This is a genomic window from Burkholderia sp. AW33-5, assembly GCF_053427615.1.
On the sequence record NZ_JBSAXA010000001.1, the window covers coordinates 522,331 to 538,054 of the forward strand.

Consider the following 15,724-nt stretch of genomic DNA (forward strand, 5'->3'; position numbering starts at 1 on the left):
AGATTGGTGCCGTGGCTGTACCAATCGACGGTGGAACGGCGCGTTTTCGTGCCGGATCAGGCGGCGGCCGGAACAATCCCGCCTTCGCGGTCGCAGTACGCGGCCGTGTAGTCGATGAACGCCTTGACCTTCGCCGGCAGCAGCGCGCGATTCGCGTACGCGAGCTTGATTTCGACGAACGCGTCGACGAGGTCGGCGCCGTCGAGCAACTGCACGAGCGCGCCCGACGCGAGCTCGGCTTCGACGAGCGTTTTCGGCACGACGCCGATGCCGAAGTCGTGCATCACCATTTCGCGGTTGAAGACGGGGCTGTTCGACGAGATGTCGAAGCTCAACGGCACGGTCAGCGTGTCGCCGTCGACGCGGAACGACAGCGCGGGCCGGCGCAGCGACGGCGACAGCGGCACGAACGCATGACCGGCGAGGTCGGCCGGCGTTTCGGGACGCGGATGCGTGCGCAGATACGCGGGCGTCGCGACGATCACCACCGGAATGCGTTCGACCAGCCGCACGATGGTCGTCTCGCTCGTCAGCATGTACGGCACGACGATGCCGATGTCGTAGCCTTCGCCGACGAGGTCGACCGGGCGCTCGGTCAGCGTGACGTCGAGGCGCACCTTCGGATGCGCGGCCTTGAAGCCGGCGATCAGCGGCACGAGCCGGTTCAGCGCGGCCGTCGTGTGCGCGACGAGGCGCAGCAGCCCCTCGGGCTCGCGCGTGTGCGACTGCGCTTGCGCTTCCAGCGAGTCGAGTTCGTCGAGCACGGCCGCGCAGCGTTCGTAGATGCGCTCGGCGGTTTCGGTCAGCGAGACCTGGCGCGTGGTCCGGTGCAGCAGGCGGCTGCCGAAGCGCGCCTCCAGATCCGCGACCGCCCGCGACACGACCGGCCGCGCGAGGCCGTGCATGTCGGCGGCGCGCGTGAAGCTGCGCATTTCCACCACCGACCGGAAAATCCGCAGCTTGTCGATGTAGTCCATGTCCGTCTCCTCGAGGCGATGGCGGGGCGCCTGATGCACGCGGCCGGCCCGGCCATGTTACGGCGGAGTGTACATTGACTTTATGCATATGCACATATAAATTGCCGGTCATGAACGATATCCAGATGGCCCACGCGTGTAATTGCCTCGCGCTGCGTCAGGCGGCGCGCTTCGTCACGCAACTTTACGAGCGGCATCTGGCCCCGGTCGGTGTCACGCCCGCGCAGTTCTCGATCATGGTGAACCTGTCGCACCGGCCCGGCCTGGTGATGAGCGAACTCGCCGACACGCTGGTGATGGATCGCACGACGCTGTTGCGCGCGCTGAAGCCGCTGCAGCGCGACGGCTTCGTCGCCGCGGCCGCGTCCGAGCATGACGCGCGCGCGCATGCGCTCAGCCTGACGAAGCTCGGCGAACGCACCTACGCGCAGGCGAAAGTCGCGTGGCAGGCCGCGCAGGACGAGTTCGAGACGCAGTTCGGCCGCGGCCGCGCCAAGGCGCTGCGCGACGAGCTGTTCAGCCTGACGGCGCAGCGATAGGCGCGACGCGCGCGGTAGTATTACAAAAGCGATCCGGATCCACCGGACGAGACAAGAGGAGCCCCCCATGCTGCAGTTGAGCGAGCGCGACGACGCGATGTTGCGCGGCGCATTCGGCGACGGCGTCGCGCGCGCGATGCGGATCGTCGCGCGCACGGCCGAGGTCATGTCGGCGCCGCGCCTGATCGACATCACGTCCGCGCATATCGACGGCTGTCTTTACCACGGCCAGACCAGCCTCGACTTCGTCGAATATTTCGTCGACACCGGCGCGCAGGTCGCGGTGCCGACCACGCTGAACGTCGGGTCGCTCGACCTGATCCATCCCGAGCTGTATCGCGGCGACCGCACGATCCAGCGCGACGCGCAACGCCTGATGGACGCGCATCTCCAGCTCGGCTGCGAGTCGAGCTTCACGTGCGCGCCGTATCAGCTGAAGAATCGTCCGCGCCTGGGCGAGCAGATCGCGTGGGCCGAATCCAATGCGATCGTGTTCGCCAACTCGGTGCTCGGCGCACGCACCAGCCGCTATGGCGACTTTCTCGATCTGGCCGCCGCGATCACCGGACGCGCACCGTACGCGGGGCTGCACGTCGAATCGAATCGCGCGGCGCGGATCGTGTTCAACGCCCCGGACTTCGGCCACCGGCCGTCGCGCGACATCTATTTCGCGGCGCTCGGCTTGCTGATCGGCCGGATCGCCGGCGCGACCGTGCCGGCGATCGTCGGGCTGCCGGCGGACACCACCGAGGATGAACTCAAGGCGCTCGGCGCGGCCGCCGCATCGAGCGGCGCGGTCGCGCTGTTCCATGCGGTGGGCGTCACGCCCGAGGCGCCGACGCTCGACGCCGCGCTGCACGGGCAGGCGGCGCAGCGAACGGTCGATGTCGCGATGGCCGATCTCGACGAGATCCGCCGCACGCTGAACCACGGCGCGGCCGGCGATGCGCTCGTCGCGGTCGCGCTCGGCACGCCGCACTTCTCGCTGGCCGAATTCCGCACGCTCGACGCGCTGCTCGACCAGTTCGACGGCAAGCCGAAGTGCGATTTCTACGTGAACACGAGCCGCTTCATCCTGTGGGAACTGGGCGAGCTCGGGCTTGCCGGCAAGTTCGACGCGCGCGGCATCCAGATCGTCGTCGACACCTGCACGTACATCACGCCGGTGATGAAACAGCTGTCGGGCCTGGTGATGACGAACTCGGGGAAATGGGCGTCGTATGCGCCCGCGAACATCGGCGTCACGGTCGCGTACGGCAGCATGCGCGAGTGCGTGCGTTCCGCGTTCGAAGGAAAGGTGCGATTCGATGACTGAAGCAAGCATTCGGAAACTGACGGGCGACACGCTCGTGCCGGGCAGCGCATGCGCGACGACGATCGTGCTCGACAAGCCGCTCAGCTTCTGGGGCGGCTACGACTCGGGCGCGGGGCGGATCGTCGATCGCGGGCATCCGCAGGCGGGCGCGAGCCTGGCCGGCCGGATCATGGTGATGCCGCATGCGAAGGGCTCGAGTTCGAGCAGCAGCGTGCTCGCGGAAGCGGTGCGCAACGGCACGGGGCCGGTCGGGATCGTGCTGAAGGAGCGCGACCTGATCATCTCGATCGGCGCGATCGTCGCCGCCGAGCTGTATGCGATTGCGGTGCCGGTGGTGTGCGTGACCGATGCGGTGTACGACGCGATCGTCGCCGCGACGGGCGACGTGCGAATCGACGCAGGCGAGGGCGACGGCGGCGCGCGGATCGACGTCGGCGGCTGACGCGTCACGCGCTCGCCGGCTCGGAGGAAGCGGGTGTGCGGCGTACTTGCACGAAGCGGCCGATCGCCGTTCGACCGAACGATGAAATATCAACGGGGCGCGTGGCGCCGCCCGCGTTCTCCGGTCATTCGTGCGTGGCTCCGGCGGCCGCTTCCCGATAGGCGCTCGGCGTCTGCCCGGCCCAGCGCCGGAATGCGCGCGTGAAATTCGCCGGGTCGGTGAACTGCAGCCGCTCGGCGATCGTCTTCAGGTCGAGATCCGACGCCGACAGCAATAGCTTCGCATCGCGAAAGCGCGCTTCGTCGAGCAGTTGCCGATAGCTCGACCCCGCTTCCTCGAGCCGGCGCCGCAACGTGCGCGTCGACACGAGCAGCGCGTCGGCGAGCGCCTCCGGACTGGAATAGTTGCCGGCGGTTCGCGCCAGTTCCGCGCGCACGCGCTCGACCAGATCGCCTTCCTCCTGACGCACCTGCGCATACTCGCGCTCGACCTGCACGAGCGCTTGCCGGTGCGCGACTTCGTCGGCGAGCGGCAGCGGCCAGTCCAGCACGTCGTGCGCGATCCACAGCGCGTTCGCCGCGCAGCCGAATTCGACCGGCGGCAACTGGTCGCGATAGCGTGCGAAGTAATCGGGCTCCGGCCATGCGAAGCGCAGCGCGATCGGCGGCGACGCGCGCCCGGACCACTGCGAGATGTTCTGCGCGAGCCCCGTCAGCACGAACTCGAACATCACGTGATGCTGCAGCACCGGGCTCGCCTGCACGCCGTGCAGTTCGAGCGTCGCGCCGTCGTCGTCCTCCGCGTAGGTCAGCCGATATTGGCGGTTGCGCATCCGGAAGTAGCGCTGCGTGACGATCAGTGCTTCGCGGATGTCCCGCGCGGTCAGCGTCGCATAACCGAGGAAGCCGTGCACGGTCGGCTTCAGCAGCAGCCCGAACGCGAGCCCGATGCCCGGATCGCCGCCGATCTCGATCGCGTTGAGCACGAGCCGGCCCCATTGCGACGGCGCGACGCGCGCGTCCGGTTCGGCCAATACTGCATCGCGCAGCCCGGTGCCCGCGCGCACGGCGGCCGGATCGACGCCGCGCGCGGCCAGCGCCTGCAGCAGCAGGCGCGTGTAGGCGACCGGAATCGTCGGCCGGCGTAGCCCGAGGTGGTCCTTGCGTGACGGGGAGGTCATGTCGATTTGGCCGGAAATGACAAGCATTATGGCTGTTTGCCCCCTCACGTTCAAGGCGGCGCGCAGCCTACGATGGCACGTATCGCTTATCGGCAGACTCACCATGACGACTTCCTTTCCCCACCTGCTCGCGCCGCTCGATCTCGGCTTCACCACGCTGAAGAACCGCGTGCTGATGGGCTCGATGCACACGGGCCTCGAGGACAGCCGCAAGACGCTGCCGCGGCTCGCCGACTATTTCGCCGAACGCGCGCGCGGCGGCGTCGGCCTGATCGTGACCGGCGGCTTCGCGCCGAACGTGGCCGGCTGGACCAAGCCGTTCGGCGGCACGCTGATGACGTCGGCCGGCGCGCGGCGCCATCGCGTGATCACCGACGCCGTGCATGCGGACGACGGCAAGATCGCGCTGCAGATCCTGCATACCGGCCGCTACGGCTACCACCCGTTCGCGGTCGCGCCGTCGAAGATCAAGTCGCCGATCTCGCCGTTCGCGCCGCACGAACTCAGCGCGCGCGGCGTCGAGCGGCAGATCCGCGCGTTCGTCCGTTGCGCGCAGCTTGCGCGCGAGGCCGGCTACGACGGCGTCGAGATCATGGGCTCCGAGGGCTACCTGATCAACCAGTTCATCTCGATGCATACGAACAAGCGCGGCGACCAGTGGGGCGGTTCGTACGAGAACCGGATCCGGCTGCCGATCGAGATCGTCGCGCGCACGCGCGAGGCGGTCGGGCGCGACTTCATCCTGATCTACCGGCTGTCGATGCTCGACCTGATTCCGGACGGCAGCGACTGGAGCGAGACCGTGCAGCTCGCGAAGGCCGTCGAGCGCGCGGGCGCGACCATCATCAATACGGGGATCGGCTGGCACGAGGCGCGCGTGCCGACGATCGCGACGTCGGTGCCGCGCGGCGCGTTCGCGTGGGTGACGAAAAAGATGAAGGGCGAGGTCGGCATCCCGCTCGTGACGACCAACCGGATCAACCGGCCCGAGGTGGCCGAGCAGATTCTCGCGGACGGCTGCGCGGACATGGTGTCGATGGCGCGCCCGCTGCTCGCGGATGCCGAGTTCGTCGTCAAGGCCGCGCAGGGCCGGGCAGACGAGATCAACACCTGCATCGGTTGCAACCAGGCGTGTCTCGACCACGCGTTCAAGAACCAGATCGCGTCATGCCTGCTGAATCCGCGCGCATGCCACGAGACCGAGCTGATTTACACGCGCGTGCAGCAGCCGAAGCGCATCGCGGTGGTCGGCGCGGGGCCGGCCGGGCTCGCGTGCTCGACCGTGCTCGCGCAGCGCGGCCACCACGTCGATCTGTTCGACGCGGCGGCGGAGATCGGCGGTCAGTTCAACATGGCGAAGCGGATTCCGGGCAAGGAGGAGTTCGACGAAGCGCTGCGTTATTTCGGCCGTCAGGTCGAGCTGACCGGCGTGAACCTGCACCTGAACCGCCGCATCGATGCGAGCGACCTGATCGCGGGCGGCTACGACGAAATCGTGCTCGCGACCGGTGTGGCGCCGCGCGACCCGAAGATTCCCGGCCAGGACGGGCCGAACGTGCTCAGCTACATCGACGTGCTGGCCGGCGGGCAGCCGGTCGGCCGGCGGGTCGCGGTGGTCGGCGCCGGCGGCATCGGCTTCGACGTCGCCGAATATCTGGTGCAGGGCGGCGAGTCGCCGACGCTCGATCTGGAAGAGTGGAAAGCGGAGTGGGGCGTGACCGATCCGGCCGCGACGCGCGGCGGCGTGACGCGCGCGCAGGTCGGGGCGCCGGCTCGCGAAGTGACGCTGTTGCAGCGCAAGGCCGCGCCGCTCGGCAAGGGGCTCGGCAAGACGACCGGCTGGATTCACCGCGCGACGCTGAAGATGAAGCAGGTGAAGATGATCGGCGGCGTGAACTACGAACGGATCGACGCGCGCGGGCTGCACGTGTCGTACGGCGAGCAGCGGACCGATCATGAACTGATCGAAGCCGACACGATCGTGCTGTGCACGGGGCAGGAGCCGCAGCGCGCGCTGCTCGCGCCGTTGCAGGCGGCCGGACGCTCGGTGCATCTGATCGGCGGCGCGGAACTGGCGGCCGAGCTCGATGCGAAGCGTGCGATCGATCAGGGATCGCGACTCGCGGCGCGGCTGTAACGGGCGTCGTTCCGGGTTGGGAAACGGCGGCGAGCGTCGCGCGACGCGCTGGCGACTTCCCGCGTCGCCATGCAACGTGGCGACGCGATTCCGGCAGAACGCCACTCGCGACCGGCCGGCGTGCGTCAGGCCGCTTCGGCCCGCTCTTCCTCTTCCGCTTCCAGCATCGCCTTGACGATCAGGTAGACGGCCGGCAGGTCGTCGTCGTCGCGACGCCAGTCGACCGGTTCCTCGACATCCGCCGCGACCAGCCGGCTGCCGCGCAGGCGGATGAACGCGTCGATGACCGTCGGATCGTTGCGGCTCAGGAAACCGGTATTCGAGAACGCGAGTTCCTCGACGTTCAGCAGCGCCTGCCAGCTCATCGTGCGGACGGCGGCCGGATGGGTGCGGCGTCGCAGGCCGAGCGCGCGTTGGGCGGGGCCGCCGACGACACGCTGCAGGTCGACGACCGCCCGCTGCGCGGCGCGTTCGAAGTGGGCGGGGTTGAAGCCGGGTTGCTCGGGATCGAATGCGGATGACTGGAACATGGTCGCCTCACAAAAGTCCGTCCGTCATGGGTGACGGAATTCGGGTCAAATGGTGCAAAAGCACTGTAAATATATACAGTGTCCGAGGCGGTTTCAAGTCCTGAATGCATGTCCGTTTGCCGGCACCGGGTCGAGCGCGGTGGCGACGGTGGCCGGCGCGCGCACCGAGCGGCCTTCGCGAACGACTTACACCGACGCGGCGATCGTCTCGCGCAACCACCGATGCGCGGGATCGCGGTGCACGCGCTCGTGCCACAACATCGACATTTCATAGCCGGGAACGTGAACGGGCGCTTCCACCACGCGCAGCGCGGGCACGTCGCGCACCAGACGCTCGGGCAGCATCGCGACGAGATCCGTGCTGGCGACGGCCGACATCACGAACAGGAAATGCGGAACGGACAGCACGACACGCCGCGCGGCGCCCGCTTTCGCGAGCGTTTCATCGGTCACGCCGAAGAAGCCGCCGCCGTCGGGCGACACGATCACGTGTTCCAGCGCGCCGAACTGGGCGAGCGTCGGGCGCCGCTTCAGCTTCGGATGACCGGCGCGGCCGACGAGCACGTAGCGCTCGACGAACAGCGGCAGGCGCCGCATCCCTTCCGGTGAACCTTCCGTCGTGTGGAAGGCCAGGTCGATGCCGTTTCGCTCCGCGTCCTGCTCGATGCGCGGCGGCACGAGCTCGACGACGGCGACGCGCGTCGCGGGGGCGGCCGACCGCAGCGTGTTCAGCGCGGGCAGGACGATCGTCGATTCGCCGTAGTCGGTCGCGGCCACGCGCCACGTGTTCGTCGCGGTTGCCGGATCGAACGGCGTGGCCGTCAGCACCGCGCGTTCGACCGCGTCGAGCGCGTCCCGCAGCGGCTCGCGCAGCGTTTCCGCGCGTGCGGTCGGCCGCATGCCGCGCGGTCCGGGCAGCAACAGCGGATCGCCGAAGAAATCGCGCAGTTTCTGCAACTGCACGCTGACCGACGGCTGCGACATGTTCAGTTTTTCGGCTGCACGCGTGACGTTGTGCTCGGCGAGCAGCACGTCGAGCGTGATCAGCAGGTTCAGATCCAGTCGTCTGAGATTGTTCATGGCTATACCTGGAATATCGGGAATTCATTTCCAATATACCTTCGGCGACGGCATCCTGCAGTCATTCAATCAACGGAGTGACGAACATGAATGTGCTGATCGTTTATGCCCATCCGGAACCGCGTTCGCTGAACGGCGCGCTGCGCGACTTTGCCGTCGAGCGGCTCGAAGCGGCGGGGCATAGCGTGCAGGTGACGGACCTGTATGCGATGAACTGGAAGGCCGCGTTCGACGCGAACGACGTGACGGATCGCATGCCCGACGCGCGTTTCGATCCGTCGCTCGACTCGAAGCACGCGTTCGCGACGGGCACGCAAAGTGAAGACATCGCGCGCGAACAGGAAAAATTGAAGTGGGCCGACGCGGTGATCCTGCAGTTTCCGCTGTGGTGGTTTTCGATGCCGGCGATCATGAAGGGCTGGGTCGAGCGCGTGTATGCGTATGGTTTTGCATACGGCGTCGGCGAACACTCCGACCTGCACTGGGGCGACCGTTACGGCGAAGGGTCGCTTGCGGGCAAGCGGGCGATGATCGTCGTCACGACGGGCGGCTGGGAGTCGCATTACAGCGCACGCGGCATCAACGGGCCGATCGACGACGTGCTGTTTCCGATCCAGCACGGGATTCTCTATTACCCCGGCTTCGACGTGCTGCCGCCGTTCGTGATCTACCAGACGCACCGGATGGATGACGCGCGTTTCGACGAAACGCGTGCTGCGCTCGGCAAGCGTCTCGACGAACTGTGGACCGCGCAGCCGATTCCGTTCCGGCGGCAGAACGCGGGCGACTACGATATTCCGGCGCTGACGCTGAAGGCGGAGATCGCGCCGGGGACGGTGGGGTTCGCGGCGCATCTGGCGCAGGAGCGGTGATCGTCGCCGCATCGTCGTGATGCGGGGCGATACCTGGACGTGACGGCTGCAAAACGACACGGGCGACCGGCGAGAAAATCGCCGGCCGCCCGAGCCGTACTCTTCGCGGCCGTTCAGTCACGCCGCGCGTCGCGTTCGCTTACCGATCATCCTCCCGCACCGAAGAAGGATGCCGGCACAGCGCCCGCACTTCCATCTCCATATACGGAAACAGCGGCAGCTGACTCAACACGTCATGCAGTTGCTGCACGCTTTCGACGTCGAAAATACTGACGTTCGCATACTGCCCCGCGATCCGCCACAGATGCCGCCAGGTCCCTTCGGTCATCAGCCGCTGGCACATCGCCTTCTCTTCGGCCTTCAGCGTGGCCGCCTTGACCGGATCCATGTCCGCCGGCAGACGGACGGTCATTTCCACATGAAACAGCATCCTGCGCTCCTTGCGTTGTCGATTCGTCGAACGGGGCCGCTCAGGCCTGTGCACGCGCCCGCTCGACTTCGCTCGCCGGCACGTCCTGCTTGTCCTTGAGCAGCGAGAAATCGAAGTCGATCAGCGCGAACTGCCCGTCGACGCCATACGGCTTGCCTTCCGCGCCCTCGGCCTGCTTGATCTTCGGGATCAGCCCCTCGCGGGTCGCGAATGCGAAGTCGTCCCAGATGTGCGGATCGCCTTCGATGTTGATCTGCGTCGTCAGCTTACGATATCCGTCCGCGGAAACGAAGAAGTGGATGTGCGCCGGACGATGGCCGTGACGGCCGAGCTGGTCGAGCAGTTGCTCGGTCTTGCTGCCCGGCGGCACGCTGTAGCCGACCGGCAGCACGCTGCGGAAGCTGTAGCGGCCCTCGGCATCGGTGCGGATCGAGCGGCGCAGGTTGAACGCCGGCTGCGACTGGTCGAAGTACGAATAGTTGCCCAGATGGTTCGCGTGCCACACCTCGACGAGCGCATTCGCGATCGGCGCGCCGTCCTGACCGAGCACCTGACCGCGCATGATCAGCGTCTGGCCCGGATCGGTGCCGTCGTCGAGACGCGCATGGCCGACCGATTCCGGCGCGCCCGCGACGTACAGCGGCCCTTCGATCGTGCGCGGCGTGCCGCCGTGGAAGCCGGCCTTCTCCTCGGCCTCGTCCATCCGCACGTCGAGGAAGCGCTCGAGGCCGAGGCCCGCGGCGATCAGCCCGAATTCACGGCCGGCTTCGTTCAGGTAGTTGAGCGCGGTCCAGAACTCGCTCGGCTGCACGTCGAAGTCCTCGATCGTGTAGCAGATGTCCTTCACGATCCGGTTGACGATCGCGCGCACGCGCGGGTTGCCGGGCTTTTCCGCGGCGTCGTCGAAGGTTTTCAGCAGGGCGTCGATGGCTTGCTTGTTCATCTGTGTCTCCGGTTTCGGTTGTCGTGTCATGCGGGATCAGCGGGCGTTGCGTCGCATCCGTTCGATGCGGGCCCAGTCGAAGGCGATGCCGAGGCCGGGCGTCGCCGGCAGGTGCAGCTTGAAATCCTGGTAACGCAGCGGCTCGACGAGGATTTCCTCGGTGAGCAGCAGCGGGCCGAACAGCTCGGTGCCCCATTTCAGCGAGCCGAACGTGCTGAACAGTTGCGCGGACGCCATCGTGCCGGCCGCGCCTTCGAGCATCGTGCCGCCGTACAGGTCGATGCCGGCCGCCGACGCGATCGATGCGACGCTCGCCGCACCGAGCAGGCCGCCCGATTGCGCGATCTTCACCGCGAACACGTCGGCCGCGCGGTCCTGCGCGAGTGCGAACGCATCGACGGGGCCGTGCAGCGCCTCGTCGGCCATGATCGGAATCTGCGCGAGCTGCGTGAGGCGTTTGAGCCCCGCGCGATTGGTCGCGGCGATCGGCTGCTCGACGAGGCTCACGCCGGCCTCCGCGAGGCGTGCGCCGGCCCGGATCGCGTCGGTTTCGGTCCATGCCTGGTTCACGTCGACGCGGACGTCGCCACGGTCGCCGAGCGCGCGCTTGATCGCGATCACGTGCGCGACGTCGTCGTCGACCGCGTTCGATCCGATCTTCAGCTTGAATGCGCGATGGCGGCGCGCGTCGAGCATCGCCTCGGCTTCCGCGATGTCGCGCTGCGTGTCGCCGCTCGCGAGCGTCCACGCGACATCGACCGCATCGGTGGTGCGGCCGCCGAACAGCTCGGACAGCGGCACGCCGAGGCGGCGCGCCTGCGCGTCGAACAGCGCGGTCTCGATCGCGCACTTCGCGAACCGGTTGCCCTGGAACAGCTTGCGCGCACGCGCCATCGCGGCGCCCGGGCGCGTCGCGTCCATGCCCTGCAGGAGCGGCGCGAAGTAGGTGTCGATGTTGACCTTGATGCTCTCGGGGCTTTCCTCGCCATACGCGAGACCGCCGATCGTGGTCGCCTCGCCGACGCCTTCGATACCGTCCGTGCATCGAACGCGGACCAGCACGAGGGTCTGGCAATTCATCGTGGCGACCGAGAGCTTGTGGGGCCTGATCGTCGGCACGTCGACGAGCAGCGTCTCGATGCGTTCGATGGTGGCGGTAGTTGCTATCATGCGATTCCTCCTGTTGGTGCACATGGTAGGAATTCCCGCCCGGCGGCGTCCAACACTCTTTCCGACTACTTCCATACCTTCGAGGCATGAAATGGAATTGCGCCAGCTTCGGTACTTCATCGCCGTCGCGGAGGAAATGAACATCACGCGGGCCGCGGAGCGGCTGCACATGACGCAGCCGCCGCTGAGCCGCCAGCTTCAGGCGATCGAGGACGAGGTCGGGCTGCCGCTGTTCGAGCGCGGCGCGCGGCCGCTGAAACTGACCGACGCGGGCCGCGTGTTCTATGCGCAGGCGACGCGCGTCGTCGAACAGGCCGACGAGCTCGGCCCGCTGACGCGGCGGCTCGCGCAGTTGTCGGAGCGGATCGTGATCGGCTTCGTGCCGTCGACGCTCTACGGTGCGCTGCCGGACGTGATCCGCGCGTTTCGCGAGGCGCATCCGGGCGTCGAGCTGTCGCTGATCGAAATGTTCACGCTCGAGCAGCTCGGCGCGCTGAAGGGCGGGCGGATCGACGTCGGGTTCGGCCGCCTGCGTTTCGACGACGATCAGCTCGTGCGCGAGGCGCTGATCGAGGAGAAGCTCATCGCGGCGCTGCCGGTCGGGCATCCGCTCGCCGATCCGGACCGGCCGCTGACGCTCGCGGACATCGCGAACGAGACGCTGATCGTCTATCCGAGCACGCCGCGGCCGAGCTTCGCGGACCAGCAACTGTCCGCGCTGCGCGACGGCGCGCTCGTGCCGGCGGCCGTGCACGAGGTGCGCGAACTGCAGACGGCGCTCGGGCTCGTCGCCGCGCAGGTGGGCGTGTCGCTGGTGCCGGAAAGCGTGGAAGGCGTGCGCGTGAAGGGCGTCGTCTATCGGCGGCTGCCGGAACCCACGGCGACCTCGCCGATCATCATGAGCCGCCGGCTGCACGGCGAAAGCGCCGCGACGACCGCGTTCTGCGCGATCGCGCGGGAGATGATCGCGCCGGCGATGTAGCGACGGTCGTTTCCGTATTGACCGCAACTAACGGTCAAATTCGGCGGGCCAGGCCGAATACGGAGCCGGTATCGTGATGCAGATGTCATATGCCTGCTGATGCAGGCGGGCAGCAAGCCGGCAAGCCGCGCCGGTCGGCAATCGGCAAGGCGGGGAACCCGCGCCCGCCTACCGTCTACCGCTTCCCGTCGAGCGTCTCCGAAGGCGATTCGCCGAACTTCTCCCGATACGCGATCGCGAATCGCCCGAGGTGCGTGAACCCGCAATCGAGCGCGATATCGGCGATCCGTCGCTCGGACACCGACCCGCGCAGCAACTCTCGCGCATGCTCGAGCCGCGTCGCGCGCAGGTATTGCATCGGGCTCATCCCGCGGAACTGCAGGAAGGCGTCGCGCAGCGTCCGCTCCGGCACGTTGGCGGCCTGGACGATATCGGCGAGCTGCAGCGGTTGCGCGTAGTGCGCGTTCACGAACTCCTGCGCGCGCCGCACGAAGCCCGGCGCGGGATCCTGGCGCGCGCTCGGCGCCGACGGCGGGTGGCCTTCGATCAGCAAATCGATCAGCAGATGCTCGAGCTGCGACGCGACGCGCGGGTTCGCGTTCGCCCGTTCGAGCAGCGCCGGCGAGCGGGCGACGAGCATCAACTGCTGGCGCCACGCGGTGAGCGCGGCATCGCTGATGTGCAGCACGGGGTCGAGCATCGCGCGCGGGTCGCCGGTCAGCGAGCCGACGGTCGCGGCATCGATGCGCAGCACGAACTGCTCGCAATCGGCCGACAGCACCGCGTCGAAGCGCTCGCCGGGCGCGCACAGCACGCCGGTCTGCCCGTCGACGCCGAGCCGGCGCCCCATCGCGTGGACTTCCGCCTGCCCGGACAGGCAGAACATCAGCAGGTAATAGCCGTCGACGGCGTCGACCTGCACGCGCATCGCGTCGCCGAACGCGATGGTGCCGATCCCGAGCCCGCCGAGCCGCACGAAATCCATATGCGACGCGCCTTGCACGCGGCCGCTCGGCAGCAGCGCATGCGGCTGCATCACGCGCGAGATCCGCTCGCGCGTCTCGTCGAGATCGCGGGATTCGAACAGCCGGTGCGCACGCAGCGCAAGCGGCTCGAACGACGTTGGGGACATGGGCATCGGCCTTGGTATGAACGACGGGCGCTTCGATCCGACGAATGGGTCGCGATCGTGCGCGGGTCGCGTGTGTCGCCATGCTAGCGCAGAAATCCGCCGAAAGTGGATATTGCGCCGCCGCAATCGCACTTTCCGGATAGACGCCGAATATTAGCTTTTCAAAAATCGGCTCCATGCAATCAACGAAACGGAACCAGAAGGAGTCCGACATGGAGCAGACAGAATCGCCCGTCGTATTCGCCGCGCGCGACGACGCGTCCGATGTGCGCTTTCCGCACGACGACGGCTCGCGCGTGCCGTACAAGGTGTTCAGCTCGCGCGCGGTCTACGATCGCGAGCAGGAACGCATCTTCCGCGGGCCGACCTGGAACTTCGTCGCGCTGGAAGCGGAAATCCCGAACGTCGGCGACTTCAAGAGCACGTTCGTCGGCGACACGCCGGTCGTCGTCACGCGCACCGAGGACGGCACGCTGTCCGCATGGGTGAACCGCTGCGCGCACCGCGGCGCGCAGGTGTGCCGCAAGTCGCGCGGCAACGCGAGCTCGCACACGTGCGTGTACCACCAGTGGAGCTTCGACAACCAGGGCAACCTGCTCGGCGTGCCGTTCCGGCGCGGCCAGAAGGGGATGACCGGGATGCCGGCCGACTTCGACCCGAAGCAGCACGGGCTGCGCAAGCTGCGTGTCGACAGCTATCGCGGGCTCGTGTTCGCGACCTTCAGCGATGACGTGGCGCCGCTGCCCGACTATCTCGGCGAGCAGATGCGTCCGTGGATCGACCGCATCTTCCACAAGCCGATCGAGTATCTCGGCTGCACGCGCCAGTATTCGAAGTCGAACTGGAAGCTGTACATGGAGAACGTGAAGGATCCGTATCACGCGAGCATGCTGCACCTGTTCCATACGACCTTCAACATCTTCCGCGTCGGGATGAAGGCGCGCTCGATTCCGGATGCGAACCACGGGCTGCACAGCATCATCACCGTGACGAAGACGGGCGACGACACGTCGGCCGCCTACAAGCAGCAGAACATCCGCTCGTTCGACGAGGGCTTCCATCTGGAAGACGAATCGATCCTCGATCTCGTGTCGGAATACGACGAGGACTGCACGAACCATATCCAGCCGATCTTTCCGCAACTCGTGATCCAGCAGATCCACAACACGCTGGTCGCGCGCCAGATCCTGCCGAAGGGGCCGGACAACTTCGAACTGATCTTCCACTTCTTCGGCTACGCGGACGACACGCCCGAACTGCGCGCGCTGCGCATCAAGCAGGCGAACCTGGTCGGGCCGGCCGGCTACATCTCGATGGAGGATACCGAGGCGACCGAACTGGTGCAGCGCGGCACGGTGCGAGATGCGGATGCGACGTCGGTGATCGAGATGTCGCGCGGCAACCCGGACCAGCAGGACACGGTGATCACCGAAAGCCTGATCCGCAAGTTCTGGGTCGGTTATCAGAAGCTGATGGGCTATTGAAGCGGGAGCGCGGAACGATGGAAAACCTGACGGAAGACATGAAGACGTGGTTCGAGATTTACATGCTCCAGAACCGCTACATCGGCCACCTCGACAACGACCGGCTCGAACACTGGCCGGAAATGTTCACCGAGGACTGCACGTACGAAATCGTGCCGAAGGAGAACGCGGATCTCGGGCTGCCGGTCGGGATCGTCCACTGCACGAACCAGCGGATGCTGCGCGACCGCGTGGTGTCGCTGCGGCACGCGAACATCTTCGAAGAGCACACGTACCGGCACATGACGTCGGGCCTCACGATCGTCGCGGAGCGCGACGGCGAGATCGACACCGAGAGCAACTATGTGGTCGTGCAGACGCGCAGCAACGGCGAATCGAACGTGTACCAGGCCGGCAAGTACTACGACACGGTCGTGCGCACGCCCGACGGGCTGCGCTACAAGACCAAGCGCGTGATCTACGACACGTCGCGCGTGCAGACGCTGCTCGCCACCCCGATCTGACTGCGAAG

Annotated in this window: 16 protein-coding genes; 8 read left to right on the forward strand and 8 right to left on the reverse strand. The window is 67.2% G+C overall.

What is annotated here, in order from left to right:
• Nucleotides 1–56 precede the first annotated feature (56 nt).
• Complete coding sequence (locus ACV22V_RS02435) at nt 57–977, reverse strand: LysR family transcriptional regulator (protein ID WP_059531738.1); 921 nt, start codon at nt 975–977, stop codon at nt 57–59.
• A 110-nt stretch (nt 978–1,087) separates the two neighbouring features.
• On the opposite strand from ACV22V_RS02435, the gene ACV22V_RS02440 reads away from it, so the two are divergent.
• The 3 genes from ACV22V_RS02440 (at nt 1,088) to ACV22V_RS02450 (ending at nt 3,273) form a co-directional block, all read left to right on the forward strand.
• Nucleotides 1,088–1,516 (forward strand): MarR family winged helix-turn-helix transcriptional regulator, encoded by a 429-nt coding sequence (locus tag ACV22V_RS02440; protein ID WP_059689493.1) that lies wholly within the window; start codon nt 1,088–1,090, stop codon nt 1,514–1,516.
• 67 nt (nt 1,517–1,583) lie between these two features.
• Complete coding sequence (locus ACV22V_RS02445) at nt 1,584–2,831, forward strand: aconitase X (RefSeq protein WP_059531732.1); 1,248 nt, start codon at nt 1,584–1,586, stop codon at nt 2,829–2,831.
• A complete protein-coding gene (locus tag ACV22V_RS02450; protein WP_059689495.1) occupies nt 2,824–3,273 on the forward strand; it encodes an aconitase X swivel domain-containing protein in 450 nt (149 codons plus the stop codon). Before ACV22V_RS02445 ends, ACV22V_RS02450 begins: the two co-directional genes overlap by 8 nt.
• A gap of 124 nt (nt 3,274–3,397) precedes the next feature.
• Here the strand turns inward: ACV22V_RS02450 and ACV22V_RS02455 are convergent, their stop codons facing one another.
• Nucleotides 3,398–4,480 (reverse strand): AraC family transcriptional regulator, encoded by a 1,083-nt coding sequence (locus ACV22V_RS02455; protein ID WP_448012897.1) that lies wholly within the window; start codon nt 4,478–4,480, stop codon nt 3,398–3,400.
• A 76-nt stretch (nt 4,481–4,556) separates the two neighbouring features.
• On the opposite strand from ACV22V_RS02455, the gene ACV22V_RS02460 reads away from it, so the two are divergent.
• Nucleotides 4,557–6,590 (forward strand): oxidoreductase, encoded by a 2,034-nt coding sequence (locus ACV22V_RS02460; protein WP_448012898.1) that lies wholly within the window; start codon nt 4,557–4,559, stop codon nt 6,588–6,590.
• Between the two features lie 125 nt (nt 6,591–6,715).
• Here ACV22V_RS02460 and ACV22V_RS02465 read toward each other — a convergent pair whose 3' ends face one another.
• Both ACV22V_RS02465 and ACV22V_RS02470 read right to left on the reverse strand, forming a co-directional pair.
• A complete protein-coding gene (locus tag ACV22V_RS02465) occupies nt 6,716–7,120 on the reverse strand; it encodes a DUF2471 family protein (protein WP_448012899.1) in 405 nt (134 codons plus the stop codon).
• Between the two features lie 186 nt (nt 7,121–7,306).
• Entirely contained in the window at nt 7,307–8,200 is an 894-nt protein-coding gene (locus ACV22V_RS02470; protein WP_059699808.1) for a LysR family transcriptional regulator, read from the reverse strand.
• 86 nt (nt 8,201–8,286) lie between these two features.
• Here ACV22V_RS02470 and ACV22V_RS02475 point away from each other — a divergent pair, with 86 nt between their 5' ends.
• Entirely contained in the window at nt 8,287–9,072 is a 786-nt protein-coding gene (locus tag ACV22V_RS02475; protein ID WP_448012900.1) for an NAD(P)H-dependent oxidoreductase, read from the forward strand.
• Nucleotides 9,073–9,211: 139 nt separating this feature from the next.
• Here the strand turns inward: ACV22V_RS02475 and catC are convergent, their stop codons facing one another.
• The 3 genes from catC to ACV22V_RS02490 are packed head-to-tail and all read right to left on the reverse strand — an operon-like array spanning nt 9,212 to nt 11,615.
• A complete protein-coding gene (gene catC / locus ACV22V_RS02480) occupies nt 9,212–9,502 on the reverse strand; it encodes a muconolactone Delta-isomerase (RefSeq protein ID WP_448012901.1) in 291 nt (96 codons plus the stop codon).
• A 40-nt stretch (nt 9,503–9,542) separates the two neighbouring features.
• Nucleotides 9,543–10,445, reverse strand: coding sequence for a catechol 1,2-dioxygenase (gene catA, locus ACV22V_RS02485; protein ID WP_059531711.1), 903 nt, complete (start codon nt 10,443–10,445; stop codon nt 9,543–9,545).
• Between the two features lie 36 nt (nt 10,446–10,481).
• Nucleotides 10,482–11,615, reverse strand: a complete 1,134-nt coding sequence (locus ACV22V_RS02490) for a muconate/chloromuconate family cycloisomerase (RefSeq protein ID WP_448012902.1) — start codon at nt 11,613–11,615, stop codon at nt 10,482–10,484.
• 91 nt (nt 11,616–11,706) lie between these two features.
• Here ACV22V_RS02490 and ACV22V_RS02495 point away from each other — a divergent pair, with 91 nt between their 5' ends.
• The gene (locus ACV22V_RS02495; protein ID WP_448012903.1) at nt 11,707–12,597 is read left to right on the forward strand and encodes a LysR family transcriptional regulator; all 891 of its coding nucleotides are present in this window, start codon (nt 11,707–11,709) and stop codon (nt 12,595–12,597) included.
• Between the two features lie 175 nt (nt 12,598–12,772).
• On the opposite strand, the gene andR is transcribed toward ACV22V_RS02495, so the two are convergent.
• Nucleotides 12,773–13,729, reverse strand: a complete 957-nt coding sequence (gene andR, locus ACV22V_RS02500; protein WP_059531702.1) for an anthranilate 1,2-dioxygenase regulatory protein AndR — start codon at nt 13,727–13,729, stop codon at nt 12,773–12,775.
• Nucleotides 13,730–13,941: 212 nt separating this feature from the next.
• On the opposite strand from andR, the gene andAc reads away from it, so the two are divergent.
• Both andAc and andAd read left to right on the forward strand, forming a co-directional pair.
• Nucleotides 13,942–15,213 carry an anthranilate 1,2-dioxygenase large subunit AndAc gene (gene andAc / locus ACV22V_RS02505; RefSeq protein ID WP_448012904.1) on the forward strand — a complete coding sequence of 424 codons (1,272 nt, stop codon included), beginning with the start codon at nt 13,942–13,944 and terminating at the stop codon, nt 15,211–15,213.
• Between the two features lie 17 nt (nt 15,214–15,230).
• The gene (gene andAd / locus ACV22V_RS02510; RefSeq protein ID WP_059531699.1) at nt 15,231–15,716 is read left to right on the forward strand and encodes an anthranilate 1,2-dioxygenase small subunit AndAd; all 486 of its coding nucleotides are present in this window, start codon (nt 15,231–15,233) and stop codon (nt 15,714–15,716) included.
• The last annotated feature ends 8 nt before the right edge of the window (nt 15,717–15,724 follow it).

Bases quoted from the DNA above. Each gene is read 5' to 3' on its own strand.
- ACV22V_RS02435 (WP_059531738.1), bottom strand. From the start codon at position 977: ATGGACTACATCGACAAGCTGCGGATTTTCCGGTCGGTGGTGGAAATG.
- ACV22V_RS02440 (WP_059689493.1), top strand. From the start codon at position 1,088: ATGAACGATATCCAGATGGCCCACGCGTGTAATTGCCTCGCGCTGCGT.
- ACV22V_RS02445 (WP_059531732.1), top strand. From the start codon at position 1,584: ATGCTGCAGTTGAGCGAGCGCGACGACGCGATGTTGCGCGGCGCATTC.
- ACV22V_RS02450 (WP_059689495.1), top strand. From the start codon at position 2,824: ATGACTGAAGCAAGCATTCGGAAACTGACGGGCGACACGCTCGTGCCG.
- ACV22V_RS02455 (WP_448012897.1), bottom strand. From the start codon at position 4,480: ATGCTTGTCATTTCCGGCCAAATCGACATGACCTCCCCGTCACGCAAG.
- ACV22V_RS02460 (WP_448012898.1), top strand. From the start codon at position 4,557: ATGACGACTTCCTTTCCCCACCTGCTCGCGCCGCTCGATCTCGGCTTC.
- ACV22V_RS02465 (WP_448012899.1), bottom strand. From the start codon at position 7,120: ATGTTCCAGTCATCCGCATTCGATCCCGAGCAACCCGGCTTCAACCCC.
- ACV22V_RS02470 (WP_059699808.1), bottom strand. From the start codon at position 8,200: ATGAACAATCTCAGACGACTGGATCTGAACCTGCTGATCACGCTCGAC.
- ACV22V_RS02475 (WP_448012900.1), top strand. From the start codon at position 8,287: ATGAATGTGCTGATCGTTTATGCCCATCCGGAACCGCGTTCGCTGAAC.
- catC (WP_448012901.1), bottom strand. From the start codon at position 9,502: ATGCTGTTTCATGTGGAAATGACCGTCCGTCTGCCGGCGGACATGGAT.
- catA (WP_059531711.1), bottom strand. From the start codon at position 10,445: ATGAACAAGCAAGCCATCGACGCCCTGCTGAAAACCTTCGACGACGCC.
- ACV22V_RS02490 (WP_448012902.1), bottom strand. From the start codon at position 11,615: ATGATAGCAACTACCGCCACCATCGAACGCATCGAGACGCTGCTCGTC.
- ACV22V_RS02495 (WP_448012903.1), top strand. From the start codon at position 11,707: ATGGAATTGCGCCAGCTTCGGTACTTCATCGCCGTCGCGGAGGAAATG.
- andR (WP_059531702.1), bottom strand. From the start codon at position 13,729: ATGTCCCCAACGTCGTTCGAGCCGCTTGCGCTGCGTGCGCACCGGCTG.
- andAc (WP_448012904.1), top strand. From the start codon at position 13,942: ATGGAGCAGACAGAATCGCCCGTCGTATTCGCCGCGCGCGACGACGCG.
- andAd (WP_059531699.1), top strand. From the start codon at position 15,231: ATGGAAAACCTGACGGAAGACATGAAGACGTGGTTCGAGATTTACATG.